We start from the raw sequence: 24,021 nt of genomic DNA on the forward strand, positions 1-24,021 counted from the left end.
TTGTTATGACCCAATCACAAACGTTAACCCACAGTGCATTTGTTTTTGAAGTTTCAAAATCAAATTTAATCCAAACCCGAGTAGTACCACTTAATATTGAACAGCCTTTAGCTGAAAATGAATTACTGCTGAAAGTAGATAAATTTGCTCTTACAGCAAACAACATTAGTTACGGCGTCACCGGAGATGCTTTAGGTTATTGGCGATTTTTCCCAACGGCAAATAGCACTGAGCAAGCCCAATGGGGGCGACTCCCAGTAATGGGCTATGCAGATGTTATTGCTTCAAATTGCCAACATATTAAAGTGGGAGAAAGGCTTTGGGGATTTATGCCAATGGCGACTCATTTAACCGTTATTGCTGGCAATATCGCTACAACGGGATTTTCTGATATAAATCCATGCCGAGAAGGTCTTTCACCTGTTTACAGTCGCTTTGATCGGGTTAATACTAATCCTTATTATCAGATAAATAACGAAGAATTTGATATTTTACTTCGAGGTTTATTTACCACTTCATGGTTAGTTGATGACTTTATGTTTGATAATAATTACTTTGACGCAGCTCAATACCTCATCACCAGTGCATCAAGTAAAACCAGCATTGCCCTGGCCTTCTCAATTAAAGACAGAGGCGAACGCCCTGCTATTGGTATCACCTCTGAATCTAATCGTAAATTTGTTGAGTCATTAGCTTGTTATGATCAAGTTGTCAGCTACCAACAAATAGCGTCACTCGACAGCGGTGTCACATCAATTTTAGTTGATATGGCTGGCGGTCAATCAACACTTTCAGCAATACATTACCACTTTGCAGACTCACTGCGTTATTCGTGTCGAATAGGGGCAACTCATCACCAAGATATTGATATCTCGGATGGTTTTAACGTTGCTAGCTTGCCGGGCGCAAAACCAGAGTTCTTTTTTGCACCAAACCAGCTTAAAAAACGTGCTGCAGAATATGGTGCCACCGAAATGATGAACCAGATGAATTTAGCATTACTGCGTTACATTGAGTTTTGCCGTGTGAACATAACCATCAACACAACTCATAACGTTACTGAATTAGATGCCATTTACCAACAAGTATTAGCAGGTAAAGCCGATGCATCTGTGGGCCAAATTGTTTCTTGGTAATTAATAATATCAATTCATTTAAATTGGCCAGCAGCAAGGTCTGTTAAACCTGAGGTTCGTATGGAAAGTATTGAATTAGTCAAATTTGTAAACACAAAAGTGATTCCAATTTGTATATTTTTAATCATGATGGGAATGGGGCTTTCTCTTATTCCTAAAGATTTTAAGCGAGTGGTAAAGTACCCTAAAGCTGTATCTATCGGTTTGGTTAATCAACTCATACTTTTGCCGCTTATAGGGTTTGTATTGGCAAGTGTCATGCCTTTAGAACCAGAATATGCCGTAGGCGTCATGCTGTTAGTACTATGTCCAGGTGGTACGACTTCGAATATGTTTACCCATTTAGCCAAAGGAGATGTCGCGCTGTCAGTTTCGATGACAGCAATAGCCAGCATCATAACGGTATTTACCATTCCAGTGATACTTAACTTATCGCTTGAGCACTTTATGGGTAAAGGTACTGAGTTCTCATTACCGATTATTACCACCATGATAAGTTTAATGAAGCTGACAATATTGCCTATTGGCATCGGGATGTTAATAAAGCGATTTGCCCCCAAATTAGCTGACAGTACACAAGTTCATGTGTCTAAATTTGGTATTTTATTTTTAACCTTATTAATTATCTTTTTGACATACATTCAAAAAGACATTGTGGTTTCAGCCCTTATCGCTGCAGGGCCAGTTTCAATATTGCTCAATATTTCAACCATGGCGCTGGGCTACTATTCAAGTAAGTGGCTTGGTTTAAACCTTGCTCAGCGCACTTCAATTACCATCGAAGTAGGTTTACAAAATAGTACTTTATCCATGTTCATGGCGCTGACCTTATTGGCCAATTATAAAATGTCATTTACACCTGCTATTTATACGTTAACCATGCTATTTACTGCAGGTGTACTCGTCAGAATATTTAATTCAAAGTTTAATCGCGCCGATAAACCGAAAGTGCAATTAGATATCGCGAAATGAAGCCCTTTAAAAAATTAACAACACGGAAGATACTCATATGATTACAGTTCACCATTTAGTTAAATCAAGATCTAAACGCGTTTTATGGTTACTTGAAGAGATGAAGTTACCCTATGAGTTAGTCATACATCAGCGTGATCCAAACACTAACCTCGCACCGAAGGCGTTATATGCCATACACCCTCTGGGTAAATCCCCCATCATGGTTGATGATGACATAACCATATGTGAGTCTGGTGCCATTATGGAATATATCTTAAACCAAGATTATTCAACGCATTTAAGACCAGACACAAATAGCAGCCAATATTATCAATACCTTGAATGGTTACATTTTGCCGAAGGCTCACTGGCTTTACCCGTTATCACGACTTTATTACTGCAAATGGAACCCCGTGCCGGTAGTTGCCCACTAGATGGTTATATTGCCAAAGAATTAGCAATCGACTTTGCTTATATTGACCAATATTTAGCAAGCCACAGTTACTTTGCTGGCAATGACTTTAGCGCCGCCGATATCATGATGACCATAATGTTAGAGATAGCCATGAGTTTAAAATTACTCAAGGGACAAGACAATATCAAAGCTTACCTCTGCAAAGTTCAACAAAGAGCGGCCTATCAATTAGTGTTAAAACACGGATAGGACTTTTTATTAGAGTAAATACTGTATAAAGTAATTAACAGCAACAATATTACAACCAACGATTGACAATAAAAACAGACAACTAAAACTAAAAAGGTAGCAAATGGAACTTATCAATGTCGAAATCGACAACAATATACATGTAATTACGCTAAACAATGGCAAAGTTAATGCTATCTCGCCAGAGATCATTACAGAAATTAATGTCGCTTTAGATGCTGCTGAGCAGCAACAAGCCGTAGTTATTTTAACAGGCCAAGCCGGAATATTTTCAGGTGGTTTTGATCTTAAAACCATGAAGTCTAGTTCAGAGGCTGCAATAGCACTGGTAACCGCAGGCTCTAAGTTAGCCCGCAGAATGCTGGCGTTCCCGACCCCTATTATTGGGGCATGTACCGGTCATGCTATTGCCAAAGGGGCATTTTTATTACTCAGTTGTGACTACCGTATTGGCTGTGCGGGTGATTTTAAAATTGGTTTAAATGAAGTCGCTATAGGCATGACAATGCACAATGCCGGTATTGAGCTTGCGCGAAATCGTATCCCACGTAATTATCTTACTCGTTCAGTTATAGTCGCTGAACTGTTTGCCCCACAAACAGCGGTTTCAGCAGGTTTTCTTGATCAAGTTGTTGAACCTGAGCACCTGATGGCAACTGCCTATGCAGTGGCTAAGCATATGCAATCTCTTGATATGAAATCACATCACGGCACCAAACTAAAAGAACGTCACGCAATCCTTGCTGCGTTAGATAGCGCGATAGAAATCGATGCCCAAAGCACGTTAATTTTATAAGGTTAATACGATGAATAACAATGAAAAGTTTAACAGTTTGACTGTAGAAGTTAACGCTAAAATTGCTCATATCAAGCTTAATCGCCCTGATGAATTTAATTCAATGAATATTGATTTTTGGGATGAATTCCCAAAAGTGATTCAACAGATAAATGATCAAGCTGCTGCTCGTGTCATTGTTATTTCATCAACAGGTAAACATTTCTGTGCAGGAATGGATCTAGCCGTTTTTACCCAAAGTAATAATGATAAGAATATTGAATTAGGCCGTAAACATGAGCAATTACGCCGCTTAGTATTAAGGCTACAAGAGTGCTTCAACGTATTAGAAAGTGCCAGAATGCCAGTATTAATGGCCGTTCAAGGTGGTTGTATTGGTGGCGCGGTTGATATGGTCAGCGCTGCTGATTGTCGTTATTGTACCAGTGATGCTTTTTTCAGTATTGAAGAAACTAAATTAGGCATGACCGCTGACTTAGGCACATTACAGCGTTTACCTAAATTAATCTCAATGGGTTTAGTTAAAGAATTAGCCTATACCGGTCGCAGAATGCCAGCCAATGAAGCCAAAGATGCAGGTCTGGTTAATCAGGTATTTGAAGATCAACAAAGCATGTTAACAGGCGTAATGGCAATAGCAGCTGAAATTGCTGCTCGCTCACCATTGGCGGTAGCAGGCTGTAAAGAGATGATAAATTATGGCCGCGATCATTCTGTAGCAGACAGCTTAAATTATATGGCAGCTTGGCAAAGTGGTATGTTCCAACCGCAAAATGACATGATGGAAACTTTTACTGCCAAAGCGCAAAAACGAGCACCAGAGTTTCAAGAGCTAACACCAATTGATAATTCAAAAATATTCTAACTCGCTGTAGGGCTATTGCTCGATTGAATTAACCAAACAGTGTTTAAATCGACAATAGCCTTTTTATAAAAGCTTTTATAACAAGATTTTATAAAAAGATTTTATAAAAAGATTTTAAACCAAAAGTAATCAAACATGGTATGAAGTAACTATGACCAAGCCACTGATTAACCTCGTTCACGCCAATGGATTTCCTGCAGGAAGTTATAAAACATTTCTCGGTGAATTTAATGAAAAGTTCAGTACCATTGCTCATGATCAATATGGGCATAATCATAAATACCCTATACACACTAATTGGCAGCACTTGGTTACTGAGTTGCTTGATTATTTAAAACAGCAAGATGAAAAAGTGATATGTATTGGTCATTCATTTGGTGGCATTCTGTCATTTCTTGCAGCATGCCAACATCCAGAGTTGTTTCGTGGTGTAATCATGTTAGACCCGCCTGTGGTGACAGGTCCTTTCAGTCATGTGCTTAAAGTTGTTAAAAAGACTCGTCTTATTGATAAATGGTCTCCTGCAGGCCGGGCACAAAACCGTCAACGTCATTGGCCGCTAAACACTAACTTAGTTGGTTACTTCGCACAGAAAAATTTATTTAAAAACTTTGATCCAAGGTGTTTAAAAGATTACATTGACCATGGTGTAACCCAGCGCAATAAACGCTTAGAATTAAGCTTTACCCCCGAAGTTGAAGCCGATATTTTCAGACATTTACCTTGTAACTTAGCCAGATATAAAAACCAACTTAAGGTCCCAGCTGCACTTATTTATGGCGAAAAAACTGACGTATTCCCGGTTAAGTATTTCACTCGCTTTGCAAACTTAAACAACATTGAAGTTTCCATGATGCCCAATGGTGGTCATATGTTCCCCCTAGAGCAACCACAAAATACTGCCAATATGATTAAGGCCATAGTCAAAGACTGGTAACAACGCTAATGGTATTAATAATGTTATTACTTAATAGCAGCTAAATTAGGCAGCTATATTTATAAAGTAAAACTAACAATAGTCTTAGCTTCTGGCGGCCTATTTTTATTTACTACAAGGTGCGAAACTTTTTGCATATTTATCTTTAAAGTTAACTCCATAGTAATTTACTTAGTGACTGCAATGGTCATTCAGCCGTTTGAACGCCCTATTCGCTGTTAAGGTTTACAAGCATTGCCATACCTAGCCAAGAGAACCACACTATTTGGCTTAAGCCAAATATTTCAGTGAGGATTTCAGCAGGATAAATTGTAAGAACACCGACAGTTCCAATTAATAGTCCGAAATAGTGTAACCATTTCGGTAATTCAATCGCTTTTAACCCTGCAATACTCAATAATAGAACCCATAAGCCGCCGACAATTTCGTTGCCGCCTCCAAAAGCCTCAACGATTGTGTTTATAACCATTAAAAGGGTCATTGCTTGCTGTGGATTTTGGGCTGACAAATCGATAACAGCTGCTAATCCAACATTTGCAATCATGCCACTTGCGATGACAAGGCCAACCCAAATAATACCGAAGACTGTAGCCGTTTGTGACAAAAGAGGCGCTTTGGTTTTCATCCGTTGATGGATCGCTACAACTAATATGGCTAAAAAAAGCCCAAAAGCGACATACATAACAAAATTAACGATTGATAAAATTGATTGATGATGAATTAGATAACTGAGTTTTTGTGTATCACCTGCACTGACTGGGTAATCCCAACACGCACCAAAAAATATAAAAGCTGATATGTAAATAACAGCTTCAAAAAGTGCAGCAACGCCAGCTATTTTTTGTATGTTATTCACACCTAATCCTTATTCATAAAACCTTGTTGTTACAGCGGTTAGCTTCCGCTAGTGTTGTTGATTAACTGTACGGTCTGATATTCAAACGCTAGGCTAGTTTGTCTACCTTTAACGGTTAATGTATCACCTTTTTTTAACCTAAACCAAAGTGATTTAGGTACCCCGCATATACGGTCATTGCCGAATAATTGGTAACGTTTAATGTAAACAGCGCCAGTACAATATTGACTGCTATAGGCTGTACTCACATATTTAACAATGAACTCATGGTTAACATGCTCATATTTACCTAGCGTAGTCAGTAAAACATGACCATATCTTGCTGTGGCGAGTGGACCACAAAGGTAAATTGCAATAAACAGTAGACTATAAATACCTGTTTTTTTTAAACCTTGATGGTGAATTTTATTTTGTTTGTTGGGGCGGATATCTAGCCGATATAGGCTTAATATGATAACCGCTAAGGCTAAATACCAAAGATGATTAGCGGCTAAGGTATGTTCATTAATGATAATGTCATTTAGAAAAACACTGACAACAATGGCGATTAAAAACAGCTCAATGGCTTTTTGGGTGATATTAATCTCTTTTATAATCATAATTTTAAATACGGTTTTTGTGATACCTCACAAAAGCCACTTATTTCTTCCTTGAATTATTTTAGCTCAATATGAAGCTGTAGTTTGTCGATTTTATATCGCGAGTTAACTCAGTTCCTTAATCGCCCTACCAATACCATCTACCGTTAGCGGGTACATTTTGTTATCCATTAACTGCTGAATTATCGATATCGACTGATGATAAGACCAATGCTGCTGGGGTTGTGGATTTAACCAGGTCACTTTATTGAAGTGGCCTAATAGCCGATTCATATAATCACTGCCAGGTTTCTCGTTCCAGTGTTCAACACTGCCACCGCGGGCGACAATTTCATAAGGCCCCATTGTCGCATCGCCGACAAATATGACTTTATAATCTGATCCGTATGTTCTGATGACTTCTTCAAGGTCAATTGTTTGTTGATAGCGTCTGCTGTTGTCTTGCCATACTTTGTCATATAAACAATTATGAAAATAGAAAAATTTTAATTGTTTGAATTCAGTATGGGCGGCTGAAAAAAGCTCTTCACAGGTTTGAATGTAATCATCCATTGAGCCGCCAACATCAAAAAACATTAGCACTTTTACCGCATTGTGACGCTCAGGCTCCATGTGTACATCTAACAAGCCACCATTTTGAGCAGTGGAGCGAATAGTGGTGTTTATATCTAACTTTTCACTGGCACCAGTTCGGGCAAATTTACGTAATTTTTTTAATGCTAACTTGATATTACGGGTACCTAGCTCTCGGTCTTGGTCGAAGTTTTTAAACTCACGTTTATCCCAGACTTTAATCGCGCTGTTATTACGGTTACCCTCTTGCCCCACTCTTATGCCTTCAGGGTTATAGCCATAAGCGCCAAAAGGTGATGTTCCACCGGTACCGATCCATTTATTGCCACCAGCATGGCGTTTTTTCTGTTCTTCAAGTCGCTCTTTTAATGCCTTCATTAGCTGTTCGAGGCCACCTAAGGCTTTCAGCTGTTGCTTTTCTTCATCACTTAAATGCTTTTCAAATTCTTTACGTAACCAATCTTCAGGCAAGATTTGATCAAACACATCTATGCTTTCTATGCCTTTAAAGTATTCCGCAAAAGCGTTGTCATATTTGTCATAGTAAATTTCGTCTTTCACCATCACGATTTTGGCTAAGTTATAAAAATCTTCAACGCTTGCAAACACCACGCCTTTTTTTAATAAGGCAATAAGATCTAATAACTCCCGCAAACTGCAAGGTACGTTATGTTTTTTCAACGTAAGAAAAAAATCAATAAACATGATTTCACTACCTTTCTTTAGCGATTAGCGGTTTCTACGACTCATAAAAGCGAGTTTTTCAAGCAATGACACATCTTGTTCATTTTTAAGCAGCGCACCAAATAACGGAATTACATCAGAATTTTTATCCAATAGACTCGCTTGAGAAATATCATCTGATATTAATAGCTTGATCCAATCAATCAGTTCAGAGGTTGATGGTTTTTTCTTAATGCCATTGACCTCTCGTAAGTCAAAAAACACTTCTAAACTTTGCTTGAGTAGTTGTTGCTTCACATCTGGATGATGAACATCGATGATTTTTTCCATTTCGACTTTGGTCGGGAATTTAATGTAATGGAAAAAACAGCGCCTTAAAAAGGCATCTGGCAGTTCTTTTTCATTATTTGAGGTAATGATGATAATCGGACGCTGTTTAGCTTTGATCACTTGCTGAGTTTCATAAACATGAAACTCCATCTTGTCTAATTCTTGCAGTAAATCGTTGGGAAATTCGATATCAGCTTTATCAATTTCATCGATAAGTAAGATGGGTCTTTGCTCTTCTTCAAAAGCCTGCCATAACTTACCTTTAACGATATAGTTTGAAATATCATGTACACGTGCATCACCTAACTGACTGTCTCTAAGGCGTGACACCGCATCGTATTCGTACAATCCTTGCTGCGCTTTAGTCGTCGACTTAATGTGCCACTGATACAACTTACAATTTAAAGATTTAGCTAACTCTTCCGCTAATTGAGTTTTACCGGTACCCGGCTCGCCCTTAATCAATAACGGTTTTTCTAATGCTATTGCGGCATTCACAGCCATAGTGAGATCACTTGACGCAATATAGTTGTCAGTACTTTTAAACATGCTTTTACCTATTGGTGATAGTTATATTGTTAGTTCTAGTGCTATTTTTAGTTAGCGTTTTATTTACCGTGTCTTATTCGGTCCAGGGAAAAGATATTAGTTGTTTGTTGGTAGGCCTTATATTCAGGGCGTTTTTGCACTGAATAGAAATCAGAAGGCACTGCGCCAGTATAAACAACTAAGGTGGTGTGCATTATTTTGGAGGTGATCAGTAAACCTACACCTAATAATCCACATATAACCACCGATTCTTGTTGCTATAAAGCTAGCCATGATGGGATAGCGGTAATGACTAATCCATTCCACACCATCCATTCAGCAAAATAATTTGGATGACGACTAAATCGCCATAAGCCCACATTACAAACTTGATTGTTAATCCCTGTCGATTTCATTGCTTTCAAAAAAGCTAACTTTTGTATATCGGCAATAGTTTCCATCGCAAATGCAGCCAGCCACACAATAATACCGATAATCTCAAATATAGAAATTTGCGCGCCTGTATTGCTGCAATAATAAATGCAGGTAATGCCAAATACGACGCATTGGCTAAACCTTGTATTATCGCCTCTATTTGCTGCGCTAACGCCACGTTGGTTTTACCGGCTTTTTGCCAGCGACGTTTTTGGTATTCATATCGTGGCAGTTCTGTTTGCAGGTGACCTGATGTCCACAGTTTTAACGCCCCAAACCCCATTCGGCTACCAGCAAAAATACAAGCCATACTGACTAATGCGACACGGGTTGAATCGCCGTCACTGTAACACCAAGTCATAATACCAATGAGTGTGAGCCCCATGGCCAACCTATATCAACCTAGGACATTCGGCCTGTACGCCATGTAGGTATACATACCACCAAGGTGAACATGAGTAATTGCAGCAAACCATTAACAAGACCAATTGTCGCCAAAGTATCACTAAATATTAAGAGTATCCAACCAGCAATAAAAACAAATAACGGTGTAAAGTATTTCATCTGTCATGTTTCCCCTACAGTTACGCAAGTTCAATAGCAACGGGTATACCATTAAGTACGGCATTACCCGTTAACGTGTCGACCTTACTTGCATCCGTTAAGTCATTCATACTGACACCCGCCTGTGTTGCTGCAACTGACATGCGTGTACCTTGTTGATTATGCCCCCAACCTTGAGGCATACACACCACGCCTTGGAGAATGTCATTGGTAATTGCGGCTTCTATGTGGATTTCACCCACCCGAGAACTCACCTTAAGCAATTGTCCTTGTTTAATACCGAGGGTTTGCGCATCTTGGGTATGGATCTCTAAGGTACAGGGATTTTTACCTTTAACTAAACGCGCCGAGTTTTGCGTCCAGGTATTGTGACTTTTCACTAAACGGCGGCCAATTAAATCAAATGGATATGTTTGATCTCTTGGCGCAGTGGCCATCAGCGCATTTAAGCGTGATAAATCATCGAGGTATATTCGCGGCGCTAAGTCTATTTTACCTGTAGCCGTTTTAATCCTTTGCTCAATACACGGCATCAATGGGCCCATATCAATCCCATGTGGATTATCAATCAGCTTTTGTAAACTCATACCTTCTTCGCCATAAGGCCCTTGGGTTAATTCCCTATCTAAGATCATCTCAGGGGTATAGGGATCCATGGGGGAATTGTTCATACGAGACGATATTTCTTTTAAAATCTGCCAATCACTTCGCTGATCAGCATTTTTTTCAAACAATGGCGCTGAGTATTTAACCGTGTTTCTTACTGAAAATGAGTTAAAGAAAATATCAAAATGCGAATTTTCAACACCTGTGGTGCCGGGTAGAATAATATCGGCGTATTTTGTGGTTTCATTAAGGTAGATATCCACTGACACCATGTAATCCAACTCAGTAAATGCATCCGCTAATTGCTTGCCATTGGGCGCAGACAGTACCGGATTGCCCGCAATAGTAATCAAACTCTTTATTTGACCTTCACCTGGTGTTTGTATTTCTTCAGCCAAGGTGGAGACTGGGAATTCCCCGTTAAAAAATGGCAGCTTTCTAACCCGAGAGTGATATTGGCCAAATGATGATTTATGCCCTTTTACGTGGTTTCTTAGTAAATCATAAGCAGGCTGAGGAAACATAGCGCCACCAGCACGATCAAAATTACCTGTGATGATATTCAGTACATTGGTTAACCATTGGCATAAACCACCAAAGGTTTGTGTTGAGGCGCCCATACGGCTATAACAAACGGCTGAATCTGCGGCGGTCATATCAGCAGCTAGCTGGCGAATACTCTGTGCATCGATACCAACAAATTCAGCAACATCTTCAGGCGCATAGTCTTTTGCGACAGATTCAAGTGTCTCAACACCATCTGTCATGGCGGCTAAGTGACGTAAATTCACTTTGTTAGACGCAAATACACAATGGATCAGCGCAAATAGCAGTAAAGCGTCTTTTTCTGGGCGAATAAACAGATGCTGATCGGCAATTTTAGCGGTACGTGAACATTTAGGATCGACGACGACAACCTTACCACCTCTTTTTTGAATCGCCTTCATGCGCCCGATAACATTTGGCGCTGTCATCATGCTGCCGTTTGACACAACAGGGTTACCACCAATAATTAGCATAAAGTCGGTGCGATCAATGTCTGGTACTGGGATTAACATACCGGCACCAAACATGAAGTTAGATGCTACATGATGGGGTAATTGATCAGCCGAAGCTGAGCTAAAACGGTTTATGGTGCCCAAAGACTTTGAAAAGGGTTTTAGCATCATGGCATTGCCAAGGCTGTGGGCATTAGGGTTGCCCAAATAACCTGCCAATGCGTTTTTGCCATGTTTATGTTGAATCGCTTTGAATTTCTCGGTTATTTCATCAAATGCCTCTTCCCATGAGATATCAACCCAACCTGATGTAGTACGTTTAATGGGGGTTTTTAAACGATCTTTGTCGTAATAAAAATCTTCTAACGCGGTGGCTTTAGGGCAATTGTAACCTTTACTAAAAGGATCGTTTTGATCGCCCTTTATCGATAAGATTTGTTTGTCTTGATATTTAATTTCCAAGCCACACATGGCTTCACAAATATTACAATTTCGGTAATGGGTTTTGACTTCATTCATGTTCATCCCTGACTTGGTTAATCTTACTTTTAAAATTTCCATAAAAAAGAGCAAAGCTTATTCACTTTACTCTTAATAGCAGAGTGGTTAAAAAAGGTCTTCAAACCACTTTTTAACCGAACCAATAACCACCATGGTTTTTAATTTAAATAACGCCATACTGTCGCCAGATTCAAGTGCTTCTTCGCCGCAGCGAGGATCTGAGCGTTGCAGCGCACCCGTCATGCTGTGATCGATTGGAATGGGTTCACAACCATGATCTGATTCACAGATAAAGTCCCACTTATCGCGAGCAGGTAAATGACAAGTAAAACAATTGCCGCCAAAACGGTTATTGACATCAACAAAGCCGCGATTAACTATTTTTGAGCCGTCCTCACTGACTTCTAACTCAAAAAATTCCCAATCACCTGTGACAGGAGATGAACCCGCCTTGCCTTTTACCATCACTTCTGTTGGTACCAACTGTACTACTGAGCCTGGAGGATATTTTGCTCCCTCAGGGGCATTGGCTACTGCCAATGTTGCGTCAAGATCACCAAGTATGTTGTCCACATAAAAATGCCTTACTGGTGTCATATCGCGGATACAGCTAAAGCTGTTTTCATCAATATCAATAGCAGCTTTAGCTGCATCTAATTCAATACCCACCTCTGCTAAATCATTAGCTTGTAACGTTACTGAGCCTGCTAAAAATAGCATAATAGAAACTGACAGTTGGCTTATGGGCAGTTTTTTAAATTTCATATATTTGTTCCTGTATTTCTTGTTATTTTTCAGATGGGTCACACTAAGAAACTAAGCTTTGTCATTAATGAATATCTATAATGATTGCTAAATCATGGCAGCGGAAAACAGATCAGGTCATTATGCCCCTGATCTGCTATTAAAGTATTGAAATTTAGAACGTTAAATTCAAATTCAATCTTACTACTAGGTTATTGACTAAGAACGAAGCTCTTTTCTAAGTACTTTACCGACATTACTTTTAGGTAATTCATCTAAGAAGGTCACTTCTTTAGGGCGCTTATAATTAGTCAGTAATTCAGTGCAGTGCTCATATACCGCGGCTTCGTCTAAATCAGGATCTTTTCTAACCACAAACACTTTGACCATTTCTCCAGTTGCATCACTTGGCGCTGCAACAGCAGCGGCTTCTAATATGCCTTCATGGCTAACGAGTACTTCTTCAATTTCGTTAGGGAAAACGTTAAAGCCGGAGACAATAATCATGTCCTTTTTACGGTCAACAATGGTAAAAAAGCCATTTTCATCCATGGTGGCAATATCGCCGGTTGCTAACCAGCCATCGATAAGGATTTCATCAGTAGCATCTTGGCGATTATGATAACCCTTCATCACTTGTGGGCCTTTAACCCACATTTCACCGGGATCACCATTGGCAACGTCTTCACCATCGGCGCCTACTAAGCGGATATCCGTTGACGAGGCTGGCACGCCAATGGAACCGTTATAACTTTGTTGGTTATATGGGCTCATGGTGACTAATGGGGCGCATTCTGTTAATCCATAACCTTCTAATAAGCGAGTCTTAGTTACTTTTTCCCACAGTTTTGCGACGGGCCGTTGGACTGACATACCGCCACCAAAGCCCATTTTAAGAGAACTAAAATCTAGTTTGTCAAAACCTGGGGTATGTAATAAGCCATTGAATAAGGTATTCACCCCTGTAATAGCAGTAAAAGGATATTTAGCTAACTCTTTAACAAAGCCGTCCATATCACGTGGATTGGTGATTAGAATATTTTTACCACCAAAAGGCATAAAGGCTAGGCAGTTCGATGTAAGTGCAAAGATATGATAAAGCGGCAAAGCCGTAATCATGATTTCTTTACCTATTTCATAAACATTCTTAGTTACAGCTTTAGATTGCTCTATATTTGCCACCATATTACGGTGGGTTAACATAGCCCCTTTTGATGGGCCTGTCGTGCCGCCGGTGTATTGTAAAAAAGCTAAATCAGCACCGACAATTTTAACTGGAGTAAAAGATAATTTACTGCCTAAAGCTAAGGCTTTATTAAATTTTATTGCTTGAGGTAAGTTATATTCTGGGACTTGTTTTTTTACATGTCTTAGCGCGGTATTAATTAAAGCACCTTTAATTGTTCCTAAGCGGTCACCTACAGCAGTGATAATCACTTGTTCTACAGAGGTCTTATCAATAACGGCTTGTAGTACATTGGCAAAGTTTTCGAGAATGAGAATAGCTTTGGCGCCAGAATCCTTGAGTTGATGCTCAAGTTCCCGAGGAGTATAAAGCGGGTTAACATTGACGACAGTAAGCCCAGCTATTAGCGCACCAAACAGGGCTATGGGGTATTGCAATAAATTAGGGATCATAATGGCAAATTTATCACCTTTTACTAGCCCTAGCTCTTGTTGTAGATAGGCCGCAAAATCAGTAGCCTGTTGCTCAAGTTCTGCATAGCTAATAGCAACATCCATATTAACGAAGGCGGTGTTGTCTTTATATAACTTGGTATATTTAAAAAACAACTCAGCTAATGAACTGTATTTATCTGGATCAATCTCAAATTCAACCCCAGGTGGATAACTTTTTTCAAGCCAAATCTTTTCCATAATACTTGCCTCTTATTTATTATTGTTAAACCTTAAAGAACTTCAAACAAGCCCGCTGCACCTTGTCCGCCACCAATACACATACTTATGACTACGTATTTAACCCCACGACGCTTACCTTCAATTAATGCATGCATTACCATTCGAGTGCCACTCATACCATACGGGTGGCCGATAGAAATTGCACCACCATTAACGTTTAACCGATCTTCTGGAATATTTAAGTATTCTGCGCAATACAACACTTGAACAGCAAAAGCTTCGTTTATTTCCCACAAACCGATGTCATCCATGGTTAAGCCGTGACGCTCGAGTAATTTAGGAATGGCATAAATAGGACCAATACCCATTTCATCGGGTTCACAGCCTGTCACCACTGAACCGCGATAAACCCCTAATGGTTCAAGACCTCGCTCTTTGGCGAGTTCACGCTCCATAACAACCACTGCAGCAGCGCCATCTGATAACTGTGATGCGTTACCGCCAGTTATGGAGCCATTGTCTTTAACGACTTTTAAACCCGATAAACCCGCTAAATTGGTTGATGGACGATTGCCTTCATCTTTAGACAAAGTGACTTGTTGCTGAGTAATGGCGCCAGTTTGTTTATCCATGACTAATTTAGTGCAAGTTACTGGCACTATCTCATCATCAAACTTTCCAGCCGCTTGCGCTGCTGCAGTACGTTGTTGTGATAATAAAGCGTAGTGGTCTTGTTGTTCTCTAGAAATGTTATAACGCTTTGCGACTACTTCAGCAGTATCAAGCATCGGCATATAAATGGCGGGGCGATAAGCTTTTACGTTTGGATCAACTACCCTGTAGCTATTTATTTTATCGTTTTGCACTAAACTCAGTGATTCACAGCCCCCTGCGACAACGATTTGCGAACCATCACAGACAATTTGGTTGGCCGCGATTGAAATCGACATTAAGCCTGAAGAACATTGACGATCAATTGTCATTCCGGGAACTGAAACGGGTAAATTAGCCGCCATGGCAACCTGACGGCCAAAATTCATTCCTTGATTGCCCTGAGTTAACACCACGCCAAAGATGCAGTCATCAATATCACTTGGCTCAATTCCAGCTCGTTCTATGGCGGCTGTGACCGTAGCAGCTGCTAAAGTCGGCGCAGAAAGATCGTTAAAAGCGCCCCGATAAGCTTTGCCTATCGGTGAACGTGCAGCTGAAACTATGACGGCTTCTCTCATAAATCCCCTCTCTTATTTTAATTATTTTAGTTTTTATATTGTTAGGTTCGGTATAAAGCAAACAAAACTGAGTCGCTAAATTTATTATGATTGTATGTAAAATTATTAGTTTAAGAATTAGTGCTGAGATTGCATAAACGCCATTGCTTTCATAACAAATTTCTCACCTTGCTTGGCGCCTGAAGTTAGTTCTGTTTGGCTTTCTTGCGCCGTTAACTCATCCCAATGAGCACGGACTTGTTCTGGGGTTTGTGAAGATTGAGGTAAAAAGCACCCGTCCGTTTCAAAGATGCTTGCGCTAGAATACCCGCCAGCTCCGGCACATAAAATGAATCGATTAGGCGCTTCATCATCACATAAGGTTAGCATCCCAGCAGTTACCGCCTCAGGTGCGAATGCTTTTACAATTTCTTCTGGCATTAAATCTTCCGTCATTCGTGTACCTGCAGTAGGCGCTAAGGCATTAATTCGAATGTTATTTTTAGCGCCTTCAAGTACTAAGGTATTCATCAAACCTAACACCGCCATTTTCGCCGCGCCATAATTTGACTGGCCAAAGTTACCGTACATGCCACTTGAGGATGTGGTCATCACAATACGGCCATAATTTTGCTGTTTCATGATTTCCCAAACCGCTTTAGTGCAGTTCACTGATCCCATAACGTGGACATCCATCACTAACTTGAAGTCATCTAGGAGCATTTTAGAAAATGATTTATCGCGTAAGATACCAGCATTGTTGATAAGAATATCAACCCGCCCCCACTTCGCCATGGCCTGCTGCACCATGTCTTCCACTTCGTTAAAATTAGCCACATTAGCACCATGACTTATGGCTTCTCCGCCCATAGTCTCAATCAATCTAACCACTTCTTGAGAGGCTGCACTTGAAGCGCCGCTGCCATCTCGAGCACCGCCTAAATCGTTAACCACCACTTTAGCGCCTCTTTTAGCTAACTCTAATGCGTGAGAACGCCCTAAACCATTTCCAGCGCCAGTAACTATTGCCACTTTTCCGTCAAAACTCATCGTCATAATGATTTCCTAATTGTTATATTTCTTTCTTGTTATTGTGGTTCCAGAAAAGTCTTTATTTAACCATTTGTACTGAAATCCATTGAGCAACCAGCGCTGGTGTATCACAGCCTTCTATTTCTATTGTTACTTCGGTAGATAATCTAAATTGTCCTGGTTTTTTCTCTTCAATAGATAAGGTTTTTGCAAAAGCACGAACACGACTGTTAACCGTTACAGGTTGTAAAAATCGCACTTTATCGAAACCGGCATTTAAGCCCATATAAAAACCATCGATGATGACGCTGAAGTCTTCGGCAAAATGAGACAACATAGACAAAGATAAAAAACCGTGAGCAATGGTGCTGCCGAAGGGGGTCGATTTGGCTTTTTGTTCATCTACATGGATAAATTGATGATCGAGCGTGCAATCTGCAAATTGGTTTATTTGCTCTTGAGTAATGGTATGCCAATCAGTAGCCTCAGCTTGAAAGCCGATATACTTTCCAATGTCTTCTCTATTAATTACTGTTGGCATTATGTTGTCATTCCCTTGTCACATTTAATTAATGAATAAAAATTAAGCATTAACTCATGCTAATGTGAGCAACAAGATTAAACAAATGAATAGTTTTGATACCTTCACATTCCCGTAGCGAATAGTAGATGTGGAAGTTAAAAAGATAAATTGAATGAAAATTTACCCTGATAATAAAAAAGCATGACTGATAAAATCAATCATGCTTTTGAGGGGGTTATAAATTAATTTATAAGTTAAGCTTCAAAATCACCAGATACACAATACAACCTTTAAAACCAATCAGGTTGCATATCAAAACTTGTACTGTCAGAGGTTAACAAAATGGTTGACCAGAGCTCAATTTTCGGTAGTTCAAATCGATAAAAATATTGCTGAGCCTGCAGCTTACCTTGATAAAAGTTTTCATCTGCTTGATGCGGCTTTTTACTGAGTGCTTCTGTGGCTACTATCGCTTGTTTTAACCATAGCCATGCAATAATAATGTGGCCAAACAATTCCAGATATTTAACTGAGTTGGCTAATGCTAAGTCTATATTTTCAGTCGACATTGCCGTTAATACTGAGTCAGTAGTAATTTTTAATAACCTTACTGCATCACTTAACTGACTCGAAAACACTTTTAAATTTGGGTGTTTTTTTGCTACAGCAATGGTTTTAGTTATTTCGTCCAATGTTGCTATATAACCCTGCATCTTGTTCATAGGCACTTTGCGGGTCATTAAATCTAATGATTGAATGCCTGTTGTGCCTTCGTGTATCGGATTAAGACGGTTATCACGATAGAACATTTCCACAGGATGCTCATTAATATAACCATGGCCTCCCATTACCTGAATCGCATAGGAGTTGGCTTTAGGCCCATATTCAGATGGCCAGGTTTTAATGATGGGGGTTAAAAAGTCTAATAGCGTGTGAGCATATTGTCGTTGCTCTATGGTTGGCGCTGTTTTCTCGTCATCACTTAATTGGGTGCCGTATAACACTAATGATAAAGCACCTTCTGCAATGGCCTTTTGCGCTAATAGCATACGTTTTACATCTGCATGCTCAATAATATTGACCATAGGGGATAACGGGTCTTTACAAGAAGGTAAACGACCTTGTGGACGGTTTTTGGCATAATCAACTGAGTACTGATAACCGGCGACCGCAAGTACAGCGCCACTCATGCCGACCATGATGCGGGCTTCATTCATCATGTGAAACATGTATTTCAAACCGCAATGTTCTTCACCCACCAAGTAACCTATTGAACCATTTTTTTCACCAAAACTCAGCGCCGTTGAGGTTTGCGCCCGGCCGCCCATTTTATGAAATAATCCTGCCAATGCCACTTCATTATCGTTACCGATTGTGCCGTCTTCATTTAATAAAAATTTAGGGACGACAAAAAGTGAAATACCTTTTACCCCTTGCGGTGCGCCACGGAGACGGGCAAGCACCAAATGGACGATATTTTCACTGAGATCGTGATCACCGCCCGAAATAAATATTTTATTACCCGTTATGCGATAACTGCCATCTTCAGCTTTAATCGCTTTGGTGGTTAAATCCCCTAAACCAGAGCCACTTCCCGGTTCAGTCATCGCCATGGTACCCATGAAGCGACCTTCACGCATTGGTTTAACCCAGGTTTCAATCAGTTCATCACTGCCGTGGGCTTCAAGTAAATTGGCGTTTGCCGTTGTTAGCATGTTGTAACCCATACCTACGCCCCCAGCCACACTAAGATAAGCGCCAGCTGCACTGGCGACAATTGGCGGCAGTTGCATTCCACCGACATCGTAATCTGCGGTGGCTGCAGCAATACCTGATTCATTGACGGCATCAATAGCAGGTTTTAATTCAGGTATGAGATGCACTTTAGTGCCATCAAATGTCGGTTGATGTGTATCTAACTTTTGGCGAATGGGAAGAAAATGCTTCTCTGCAATGGCTTTAGCGGTATTAACGACTTCATTAAATGTTTGTCGATCATGATCTTGGTAACGCTCACGAGTAATCAAAGCCTCACTATCAAACAGTTCATAAAGCATAAATTCAAGATCGCGTTGATTCATTAAACTAGCTGGCATAATTTGTTCTCTTTATTGGTCAAAAACTCGCTGTAAATCCTATAAAACAGTGATTCCCTAAGCGTGACTAACTCACTCTGGCTAAAAGTTGCCTTTTAAAGGGCTGATACTCCGCCATCTACTGCGATACATTGGCCTGTCATATAGGTATTTGCTGGCGATAGCATCATCAACATCACCGCGACTATTTCTTTGGGCTCACCGAGGCGTTTCATAGGTGCGCCGCGGCTCATTTTTTGTTGCTGCTCAGCATCTGCAAAATTGGTGACCATAGGGGTTAGCGTAAAGAATGGACAAATTGCATTAACCCGTATATTGGCGCGGCCATATTCAACCGCAGCGGTTTTGGTTAAGCCAATAACCGCGTGTTTTGCCATTGAATAAGCACTGCCTAATGCCGCGCCGCCAATACCCGCCATAGAACTGACATTAAGAATGACCCCTTCTCCTTGGGTCAGCATTTGTTGTATTTGATGACGCATGCCAAATTGCACACCTTTAACGTTTACCGCAAATTGGCTATCCATAATAGATTCATCTATCTGATGAAACGGCATAAACTCATGGGCAACCCCGGCGTTATTGACTCCAATATCTACACGACCAAATACGTCCATGGCAGTGTCTACCATTAATTTACACTGGTCATTTTTTGAAACATCGCATTTCATGGCTAGAATTTCTGCGCCTGTTGCCGCAATATCATCTGCCACTTTATGAACACCTGCTTCATTGATATCGCTGATCACTAGTTTAGCGCCGCGATTTGCTAGTTCTTGGGCAAGTAGTTGTCCAAAACCTTGTGCCGCCCCGGTTATGATGGCGACTTTACCGCTAAAATCTAATAATGGATCCATGAGATAACTCCTGTAATTCGTGGTTTATTTGGTTATAGCAGTGAAAGCTGCAAGTTATTTTTGGGCGATTACTTGTAGGGCCATTTTTGCTAACGGTTCGACAAATGCGCCGACTTTATTAGCATTTTCGTTTGATGCATTGCCTTGGGATGCGCGTTTAGCAACGCCTTGAGCAATAGCGGCTAACCTGAAGAAACTAAATGCGAGATAAAACACCCAATTTTCAATGCGCTCGATACCCATTCTTTGGCAATATCGGGCTACATATTCCTCTTCGGTAGGGATACCTAAACTAGTACGATCGACACCTTTCAATCCGTCGATGCTACCCATACCTGCAGGCATTCTTAGTTGCATACATTGATAAGCTAAATCAGCATACGGGTGGCCTAACGTTGATAATTCCCAATCAAGCAGTGCAATGACCTTGGCTGAGTCTTTGGCAAACATCATATTGTCTAGGCGAAAATCGCCATGGACTAGACAGCTTCGACCGTCATCATTAGGTAAATTCGCTTCTAGCCATTGGCTTAGATCATTCATCGCTTTAATGGGGGTAATTTCAGTCTGGCGGTATTGAGAAGTCCAACGGGCTAATTGACGCTCAAAATAGTTACCTGCTTTACCATAATCACTTAACCCTACCTGCTCGACATCAACACTATGCAGCGCTACCAATACTTTGTTCATTTCATCATACATTGCTGTACGTTGCTCATTCGTGGCTATGTCAGATAAAGATGCACTCCAATACACAGTGCCATCGCAATACTCCATCACATAGAACATCGAGCCGATGATGTTTGGGTCCTCACATAAGTGATATACCTTTGCGACTGGCACCTTAGTATCTTGCAATGCTTTGATCACTTTATATTCGCGATCCACAGCATGGGCTGACTTTAGCAACTTGCCAGGTGGTTGCCTGCGCAGCACATAGTTACCTGTTGCCGCTTGCAATTTAAACGTCGGGTTAGACTGGCCACCGGCAAACTTTTCAAGCGTAATGGGACCCTTAAAACCCGCAATATGGCGCTCTAGATACTGAGTTAATTGTTTAAGGTCTATTAAATTATCGTCTAACATTGGCAATTCTCTTTTAGACCACTTAGGGTCAATAGTTAACTTAATTTAGTGTCGCGAATCAAAACCACTTCACCCTTTTGATTACAGTCAGGTGATGCCAGATGTTAATTCGCTACCTTCTTAACTAAGTCACGTCCCAGTTGCATCATATGCACCTGATCGGGTCCATCAGCTAAACGTAAGGTTCGTTGCCCAGCCCAAGCATGAGCTAAAAATGTATCTTGGCTAACACCCACAGCCCCATGGCATTGGATTGCACGGTCGATGACATCAAGGGACATATTCGGGGCAACAATTTTAATCATGGCGATTAAATCTTTAGCGGCTTTATTGCCTTCGGTGTCCATTTTTTGGGCTGCTTTTAACGTCATCAATCGCGCTTGTTCAATCTGACAGGCTGACTTTGCAATATCTTCACGTACCGATTGTTGTTTTATCATCGGCTGACCAAACACAATGCGTTCACTGACACGTTTACACATTAAATCTAAAGCCCGCTGGGCGATGCCAACTGAGCGCATGCAATGATGTATCCGCCCAGGGCCTAAGCGACCTTGAGCGATTTCAAAACCTTTGCCCTCACCAACAATAATGTTTGCAACAGGTACACGGACATTGTCAAACATGACTTCAGCGTGGCCTTCTGGCGAGTCATCAAAACCAAATACCTTCATCGGCCTGACTAAAGTCACACCAGGGGTATCCATTGGTACCAGCACCTGTGACTGCTGTACGTAGCGATTGCTATTTGTTGGATCCGTTTTACCCATCACAATCATAATTTCACATTGCTTTCGGCATGCGCCACTGATATAGAATTTACGGCCATTAATGACATATTCATTACCGTCACGTTCTATACGTAATTCAATATTGGTCGCATCACTTGAAGCGACTTCTGGCTCTGTCATCGCAAAAGCTGAACGAATTTTGCCTTCCAGTAATGGTTCTAACCATTGTTTCTTTTGGGCTTCGTTACCGTAACGAGCTAATACTTCCATATTGCCAGTGTCAGGTGCAGCGCAGTTAAATACTTCAGGCGCCCACATGACTCGGCCCATTAACTCTGCCAGCGGTGCATATTCAAGGTTGGTTAACCCTGCACTATATTTGCCATAGGTAACCGGTAAAAATAAATTCCATAAGCCTTCCGCTTTTGCGATTGCCTTGAGCTCTTCCATTAAAGGAGGGGTTGACCAAGGTTCAAGTTCAACTTGTTTATGCATTGCTGCTTCGTTAGGAAAAATATGTAAATCCATAAATTTGCTGACACGTTTCATTAGCTGCTGAACTTTAGGACTGTATTCAAAATCCATTTTATTCCCCTTTCAATCTGAACATCATTTTTTGCATTACAAACAGTGCAGTACGCAGGTCATGTCGTCAGTTAACAATCAACTAAGCGACATCAGTGATTTTTTGTTAAATGGTTTAATCTCGTCTATCGCATTGGACTTAATCTTATTTACCCACTGCGGATCAACGAGTAAAGCGCGGCCAATACCCACTAAGTCAAACTCATCGTTATTTAAACGGATCAGTAATTCATCAATACCCGTTGGGTTAGATGTGCCAGAAAGATCGGCGTTACCTTCACCGATAAAGTCAGCATCTAAACCAACATTACCCACTGTAATAACGGGTTTATTGGTAAGCTTTTTAGTCCAGCCCGCTAAATTAAGATCTGAACCTTTAAACTCAGCAACCCAAAAGCGTCGGGTACTTGCGTGGAATATATCGACACCGGCATTGCTGAGTAAACATAAGAAAGTTTCTAATTCCTCAGGGGTTTGGCAAAGCTTGGCGCTATAATCTTGTTGTTTCCACTGAGAAAATCGGAAAATAATTGTAAAGTCTGCACCTACAGCTGCACGTATGGCTTTGACAATCTCAACACCGAAACGAGTGCGATTTTCAAGTGAGCCACCATATTTATCATGGCGTTGGTTGGTGCCTTCCCAGAAAAACTGATCAACTAAGTAACCATGTGCCCCATGCACTTCGATAGCATCAAATCCAATATTTTTCGCATCCAATGCTGCTTGGGCAAATGAAGCAACAACGTCATCAATATCGGCCTGAGTCATAGCGACACCATTTTCTGCGCCAGGTTTGTATAAACCAGACGGACTATGGGCAGGCGCTTCTTTATCTGGACCTATGCCTAATTTTCTGACAGACCCCACATGCCAAAGCTGAGGGGCAATTTTTCCGCCAGCGGCGTGTACTTCATCTACCACATGCTTCCAGCCTGCAAGGGCCTTCTCTCCATAAATCGCGGGCACGTTTTCATAACCGTTAGCCGCTTTATGGGAAATAAAGGTACCTTCGGTAATAATTAAACCTACATCACCTTCTGCGCGGCGACGATAGTAAGCCGCAACATCTGCAGTAGGCACATAGTTTGGCGAAAAGGCACGTGTCATTGGTGCCATCACGGTTTTATTTTTTAATGACAAACTTTTGCTGCTGAAAGATTCAAATAGTTTATCGATACTATTATTGGTGTTATTCGGAGTGCTGTTGTTAGAAATAGTGCTGTTGCTTGAAATAGTGCTGTTTTGACTGCTCATAATTTTTTTCCTA

The 24,021-nt window shown here is 40.7% G+C and carries 23 protein-coding genes; 6 read left to right on the top strand and 17 right to left on the bottom strand.

Annotated features, from left to right (window positions below; genetic code table 11):
* Positions 1-5: 5 nt before the first annotated feature.
* From BCU57_RS06710 to BCU57_RS06735, 6 genes are all read left to right on the top strand, one after another.
* Positions 6-1,136: a DUF2855 family protein gene (locus BCU57_RS06710; RefSeq protein ID WP_102439299.1), complete on the top strand. Its 1,131-nt coding sequence runs from the start codon at positions 6-8 to the stop codon at positions 1,134-1,136.
* Between the two features lie 60 nt (positions 1,137-1,196).
* Positions 1,197-2,108, top strand: a complete 912-nt coding sequence (locus BCU57_RS06715) for a bile acid:sodium symporter family protein (protein WP_102439300.1) — start codon at positions 1,197-1,199, stop codon at positions 2,106-2,108.
* A 37-nt stretch (positions 2,109-2,145) separates the two neighbouring features.
* Positions 2,146-2,754, top strand: coding sequence for a glutathione S-transferase family protein (locus BCU57_RS06720; RefSeq protein ID WP_102439301.1), 609 nt, complete (start codon positions 2,146-2,148; stop codon positions 2,752-2,754).
* A gap of 103 nt (positions 2,755-2,857) precedes the next feature.
* A complete protein-coding gene (locus BCU57_RS06725) occupies positions 2,858-3,550 on the top strand; it encodes a crotonase/enoyl-CoA hydratase family protein (RefSeq protein ID WP_102439302.1) in 693 nt (230 codons plus the stop codon).
* 10 nt (positions 3,551-3,560) lie between these two features.
* Positions 3,561-4,415, top strand: coding sequence for a crotonase/enoyl-CoA hydratase family protein (locus BCU57_RS06730; protein WP_102439303.1), 855 nt, complete (start codon positions 3,561-3,563; stop codon positions 4,413-4,415).
* 151 nt (positions 4,416-4,566) lie between these two features.
* Positions 4,567-5,352: an alpha/beta fold hydrolase gene (locus BCU57_RS06735; protein WP_102439450.1), complete on the top strand. Its 786-nt coding sequence runs from the start codon at positions 4,567-4,569 to the stop codon at positions 5,350-5,352.
* A 208-nt stretch (positions 5,353-5,560) separates the two neighbouring features.
* Here BCU57_RS06735 and BCU57_RS06740 read toward each other — a convergent pair whose 3' ends face one another.
* From BCU57_RS06740 to BCU57_RS06820, 17 genes are all read right to left on the bottom strand, one after another.
* Positions 5,561-6,208, bottom strand: a complete 648-nt coding sequence (locus BCU57_RS06740) for a DUF4386 family protein (RefSeq protein WP_102439451.1) — start codon at positions 6,206-6,208, stop codon at positions 5,561-5,563.
* 38 nt (positions 6,209-6,246) lie between these two features.
* Positions 6,247-6,807 carry a hypothetical protein gene (locus tag BCU57_RS06745; protein WP_102439452.1) on the bottom strand — a complete coding sequence of 187 codons (561 nt, stop codon included), beginning with the start codon at positions 6,805-6,807 and terminating at the stop codon, positions 6,247-6,249.
* Between the two features lie 105 nt (positions 6,808-6,912).
* Positions 6,913-8,085, bottom strand: coding sequence for a vWA domain-containing protein (locus BCU57_RS06750; protein ID WP_102439453.1), 1,173 nt, complete (start codon positions 8,083-8,085; stop codon positions 6,913-6,915).
* Between the two features lie 24 nt (positions 8,086-8,109).
* Entirely contained in the window at positions 8,110-8,943 is an 834-nt protein-coding gene (locus tag BCU57_RS06755; RefSeq protein ID WP_102439454.1) for an AAA family ATPase, read from the bottom strand.
* A 257-nt stretch (positions 8,944-9,200) separates the two neighbouring features.
* Positions 9,201-9,404, bottom strand: a complete 204-nt coding sequence (locus tag BCU57_RS06760; protein ID WP_241903545.1) for a DUF1295 domain-containing protein — start codon at positions 9,402-9,404, stop codon at positions 9,201-9,203.
* Positions 9,353-9,742 (bottom strand): hypothetical protein, encoded by a 390-nt coding sequence (locus tag BCU57_RS06765; protein WP_241903546.1) that lies wholly within the window; start codon positions 9,740-9,742, stop codon positions 9,353-9,355. The genes BCU57_RS06760 and BCU57_RS06765 overlap by 52 nt, the downstream gene beginning before the upstream one ends.
* 199 nt (positions 9,743-9,941) lie before the next feature.
* A complete protein-coding gene (locus BCU57_RS06770; RefSeq protein ID WP_102439472.1) occupies positions 9,942-12,044 on the bottom strand; it encodes a molybdopterin-dependent oxidoreductase in 2,103 nt (700 codons plus the stop codon).
* Between the two features lie 87 nt (positions 12,045-12,131).
* Positions 12,132-12,791: a hypothetical protein gene (locus BCU57_RS06775; RefSeq protein ID WP_241903547.1), complete on the bottom strand. Its 660-nt coding sequence runs from the start codon at positions 12,789-12,791 to the stop codon at positions 12,132-12,134.
* 198 nt (positions 12,792-12,989) lie between these two features.
* Positions 12,990-14,648 (bottom strand): AMP-binding protein, encoded by a 1,659-nt coding sequence (locus BCU57_RS06780; protein ID WP_102439455.1) that lies wholly within the window; start codon positions 14,646-14,648, stop codon positions 12,990-12,992.
* A 32-nt stretch (positions 14,649-14,680) separates the two neighbouring features.
* Complete coding sequence (locus tag BCU57_RS06785) at positions 14,681-15,862, bottom strand: acetyl-CoA C-acyltransferase (protein ID WP_102439456.1); 1,182 nt, start codon at positions 15,860-15,862, stop codon at positions 14,681-14,683.
* Between the two features lie 117 nt (positions 15,863-15,979).
* A complete protein-coding gene (locus BCU57_RS06790) occupies positions 15,980-16,897 on the bottom strand; it encodes an SDR family NAD(P)-dependent oxidoreductase (RefSeq protein WP_102439457.1) in 918 nt (305 codons plus the stop codon).
* A gap of 55 nt (positions 16,898-16,952) precedes the next feature.
* On the bottom strand, positions 16,953-17,414 hold the full coding sequence (locus BCU57_RS06795; protein ID WP_102439458.1) for a MaoC family dehydratase: 462 nt from the start codon (positions 17,412-17,414) through the stop codon (positions 16,953-16,955).
* Positions 17,415-17,686: 272 nt separating this feature from the next.
* Positions 17,687-19,492, bottom strand: coding sequence for an acyl-CoA dehydrogenase (locus BCU57_RS06800; RefSeq protein ID WP_102439459.1), 1,806 nt, complete (start codon positions 19,490-19,492; stop codon positions 17,687-17,689).
* Positions 19,493-19,587: 95 nt separating this feature from the next.
* Positions 19,588-20,349 (bottom strand): SDR family NAD(P)-dependent oxidoreductase, encoded by a 762-nt coding sequence (locus BCU57_RS06805; protein ID WP_102439460.1) that lies wholly within the window; start codon positions 20,347-20,349, stop codon positions 19,588-19,590.
* A gap of 54 nt (positions 20,350-20,403) precedes the next feature.
* Positions 20,404-21,435, bottom strand: a complete 1,032-nt coding sequence (locus BCU57_RS06810) for a phosphotransferase family protein (protein ID WP_102439461.1) — start codon at positions 21,433-21,435, stop codon at positions 20,404-20,406.
* Between the two features lie 104 nt (positions 21,436-21,539).
* Positions 21,540-22,751 (bottom strand): acyl-CoA dehydrogenase family protein, encoded by a 1,212-nt coding sequence (locus tag BCU57_RS06815; RefSeq protein WP_102439462.1) that lies wholly within the window; start codon positions 22,749-22,751, stop codon positions 21,540-21,542.
* A gap of 78 nt (positions 22,752-22,829) precedes the next feature.
* Positions 22,830-24,008, bottom strand: coding sequence for an NADH:flavin oxidoreductase (locus BCU57_RS06820; protein ID WP_241903548.1), 1,179 nt, complete (start codon positions 24,006-24,008; stop codon positions 22,830-22,832).
* Between the last annotated feature and the right edge of the window lie 13 nt (positions 24,009-24,021).

Source organism: Shewanella sp. 10N.286.48.B5 (assembly GCF_002874355.2).
In the GTDB taxonomy this organism is placed as follows: domain Bacteria; phylum Pseudomonadota; class Gammaproteobacteria; order Enterobacterales; family Shewanellaceae; genus Shewanella.

Excerpts from the sequence above, each read along its gene's own strand:
- BCU57_RS06710 (WP_102439299.1), top strand. The coding sequence starts at position 6 with ATGACCCAATCACAAACGTTAACCCACAGTGCATTTGTTTTTGAAGTT.
- BCU57_RS06715 (WP_102439300.1), top strand. The coding sequence starts at position 1,197 with ATGGAAAGTATTGAATTAGTCAAATTTGTAAACACAAAAGTGATTCCA.
- BCU57_RS06720 (WP_102439301.1), top strand. The coding sequence starts at position 2,146 with ATGATTACAGTTCACCATTTAGTTAAATCAAGATCTAAACGCGTTTTA.
- BCU57_RS06725 (WP_102439302.1), top strand. The coding sequence starts at position 2,858 with ATGGAACTTATCAATGTCGAAATCGACAACAATATACATGTAATTACG.
- BCU57_RS06730 (WP_102439303.1), top strand. The coding sequence starts at position 3,561 with ATGAATAACAATGAAAAGTTTAACAGTTTGACTGTAGAAGTTAACGCT.
- BCU57_RS06735 (WP_102439450.1), top strand. The coding sequence starts at position 4,567 with ATGACCAAGCCACTGATTAACCTCGTTCACGCCAATGGATTTCCTGCA.
- BCU57_RS06745 (WP_102439452.1), bottom strand. The coding sequence starts at position 6,807 with ATGATTATAAAAGAGATTAATATCACCCAAAAAGCCATTGAGCTGTTT.
- BCU57_RS06750 (WP_102439453.1), bottom strand. The coding sequence starts at position 8,085 with ATGTTTATTGATTTTTTTCTTACGTTGAAAAAACATAACGTACCTTGC.
- BCU57_RS06755 (WP_102439454.1), bottom strand. The coding sequence starts at position 8,943 with ATGTTTAAAAGTACTGACAACTATATTGCGTCAAGTGATCTCACTATG.
- BCU57_RS06765 (WP_241903546.1), bottom strand. The coding sequence starts at position 9,742 with ATGGGGCTCACACTCATTGGTATTATGACTTGGTGTTACAGTGACGGC.
- BCU57_RS06770 (WP_102439472.1), bottom strand. The coding sequence starts at position 12,044 with ATGAATGAAGTCAAAACCCATTACCGAAATTGTAATATTTGTGAAGCC.
- BCU57_RS06775 (WP_241903547.1), bottom strand. The coding sequence starts at position 12,791 with ATGAAATTTAAAAAACTGCCCATAAGCCAACTGTCAGTTTCTATTATG.
- BCU57_RS06780 (WP_102439455.1), bottom strand. The coding sequence starts at position 14,648 with ATGGAAAAGATTTGGCTTGAAAAAAGTTATCCACCTGGGGTTGAATTT.
- BCU57_RS06785 (WP_102439456.1), bottom strand. The coding sequence starts at position 15,862 with ATGAGAGAAGCCGTCATAGTTTCAGCTGCACGTTCACCGATAGGCAAA.
- BCU57_RS06790 (WP_102439457.1), bottom strand. The coding sequence starts at position 16,897 with ATGACGATGAGTTTTGACGGAAAAGTGGCAATAGTTACTGGCGCTGGA.
- BCU57_RS06795 (WP_102439458.1), bottom strand. The coding sequence starts at position 17,414 with ATGCCAACAGTAATTAATAGAGAAGACATTGGAAAGTATATCGGCTTT.
- BCU57_RS06800 (WP_102439459.1), bottom strand. The coding sequence starts at position 19,492 with ATGCCAGCTAGTTTAATGAATCAACGCGATCTTGAATTTATGCTTTAT.
- BCU57_RS06805 (WP_102439460.1), bottom strand. The coding sequence starts at position 20,349 with ATGGATCCATTATTAGATTTTAGCGGTAAAGTCGCCATCATAACCGGG.
- BCU57_RS06810 (WP_102439461.1), bottom strand. The coding sequence starts at position 21,435 with ATGTTAGACGATAATTTAATAGACCTTAAACAATTAACTCAGTATCTA.
- BCU57_RS06815 (WP_102439462.1), bottom strand. The coding sequence starts at position 22,751 with ATGGATTTTGAATACAGTCCTAAAGTTCAGCAGCTAATGAAACGTGTC.
- BCU57_RS06820 (WP_241903548.1), bottom strand. The coding sequence starts at position 24,008 with ATGAGCAGTCAAAACAGCACTATTTCAAGCAACAGCACTATTTCTAAC.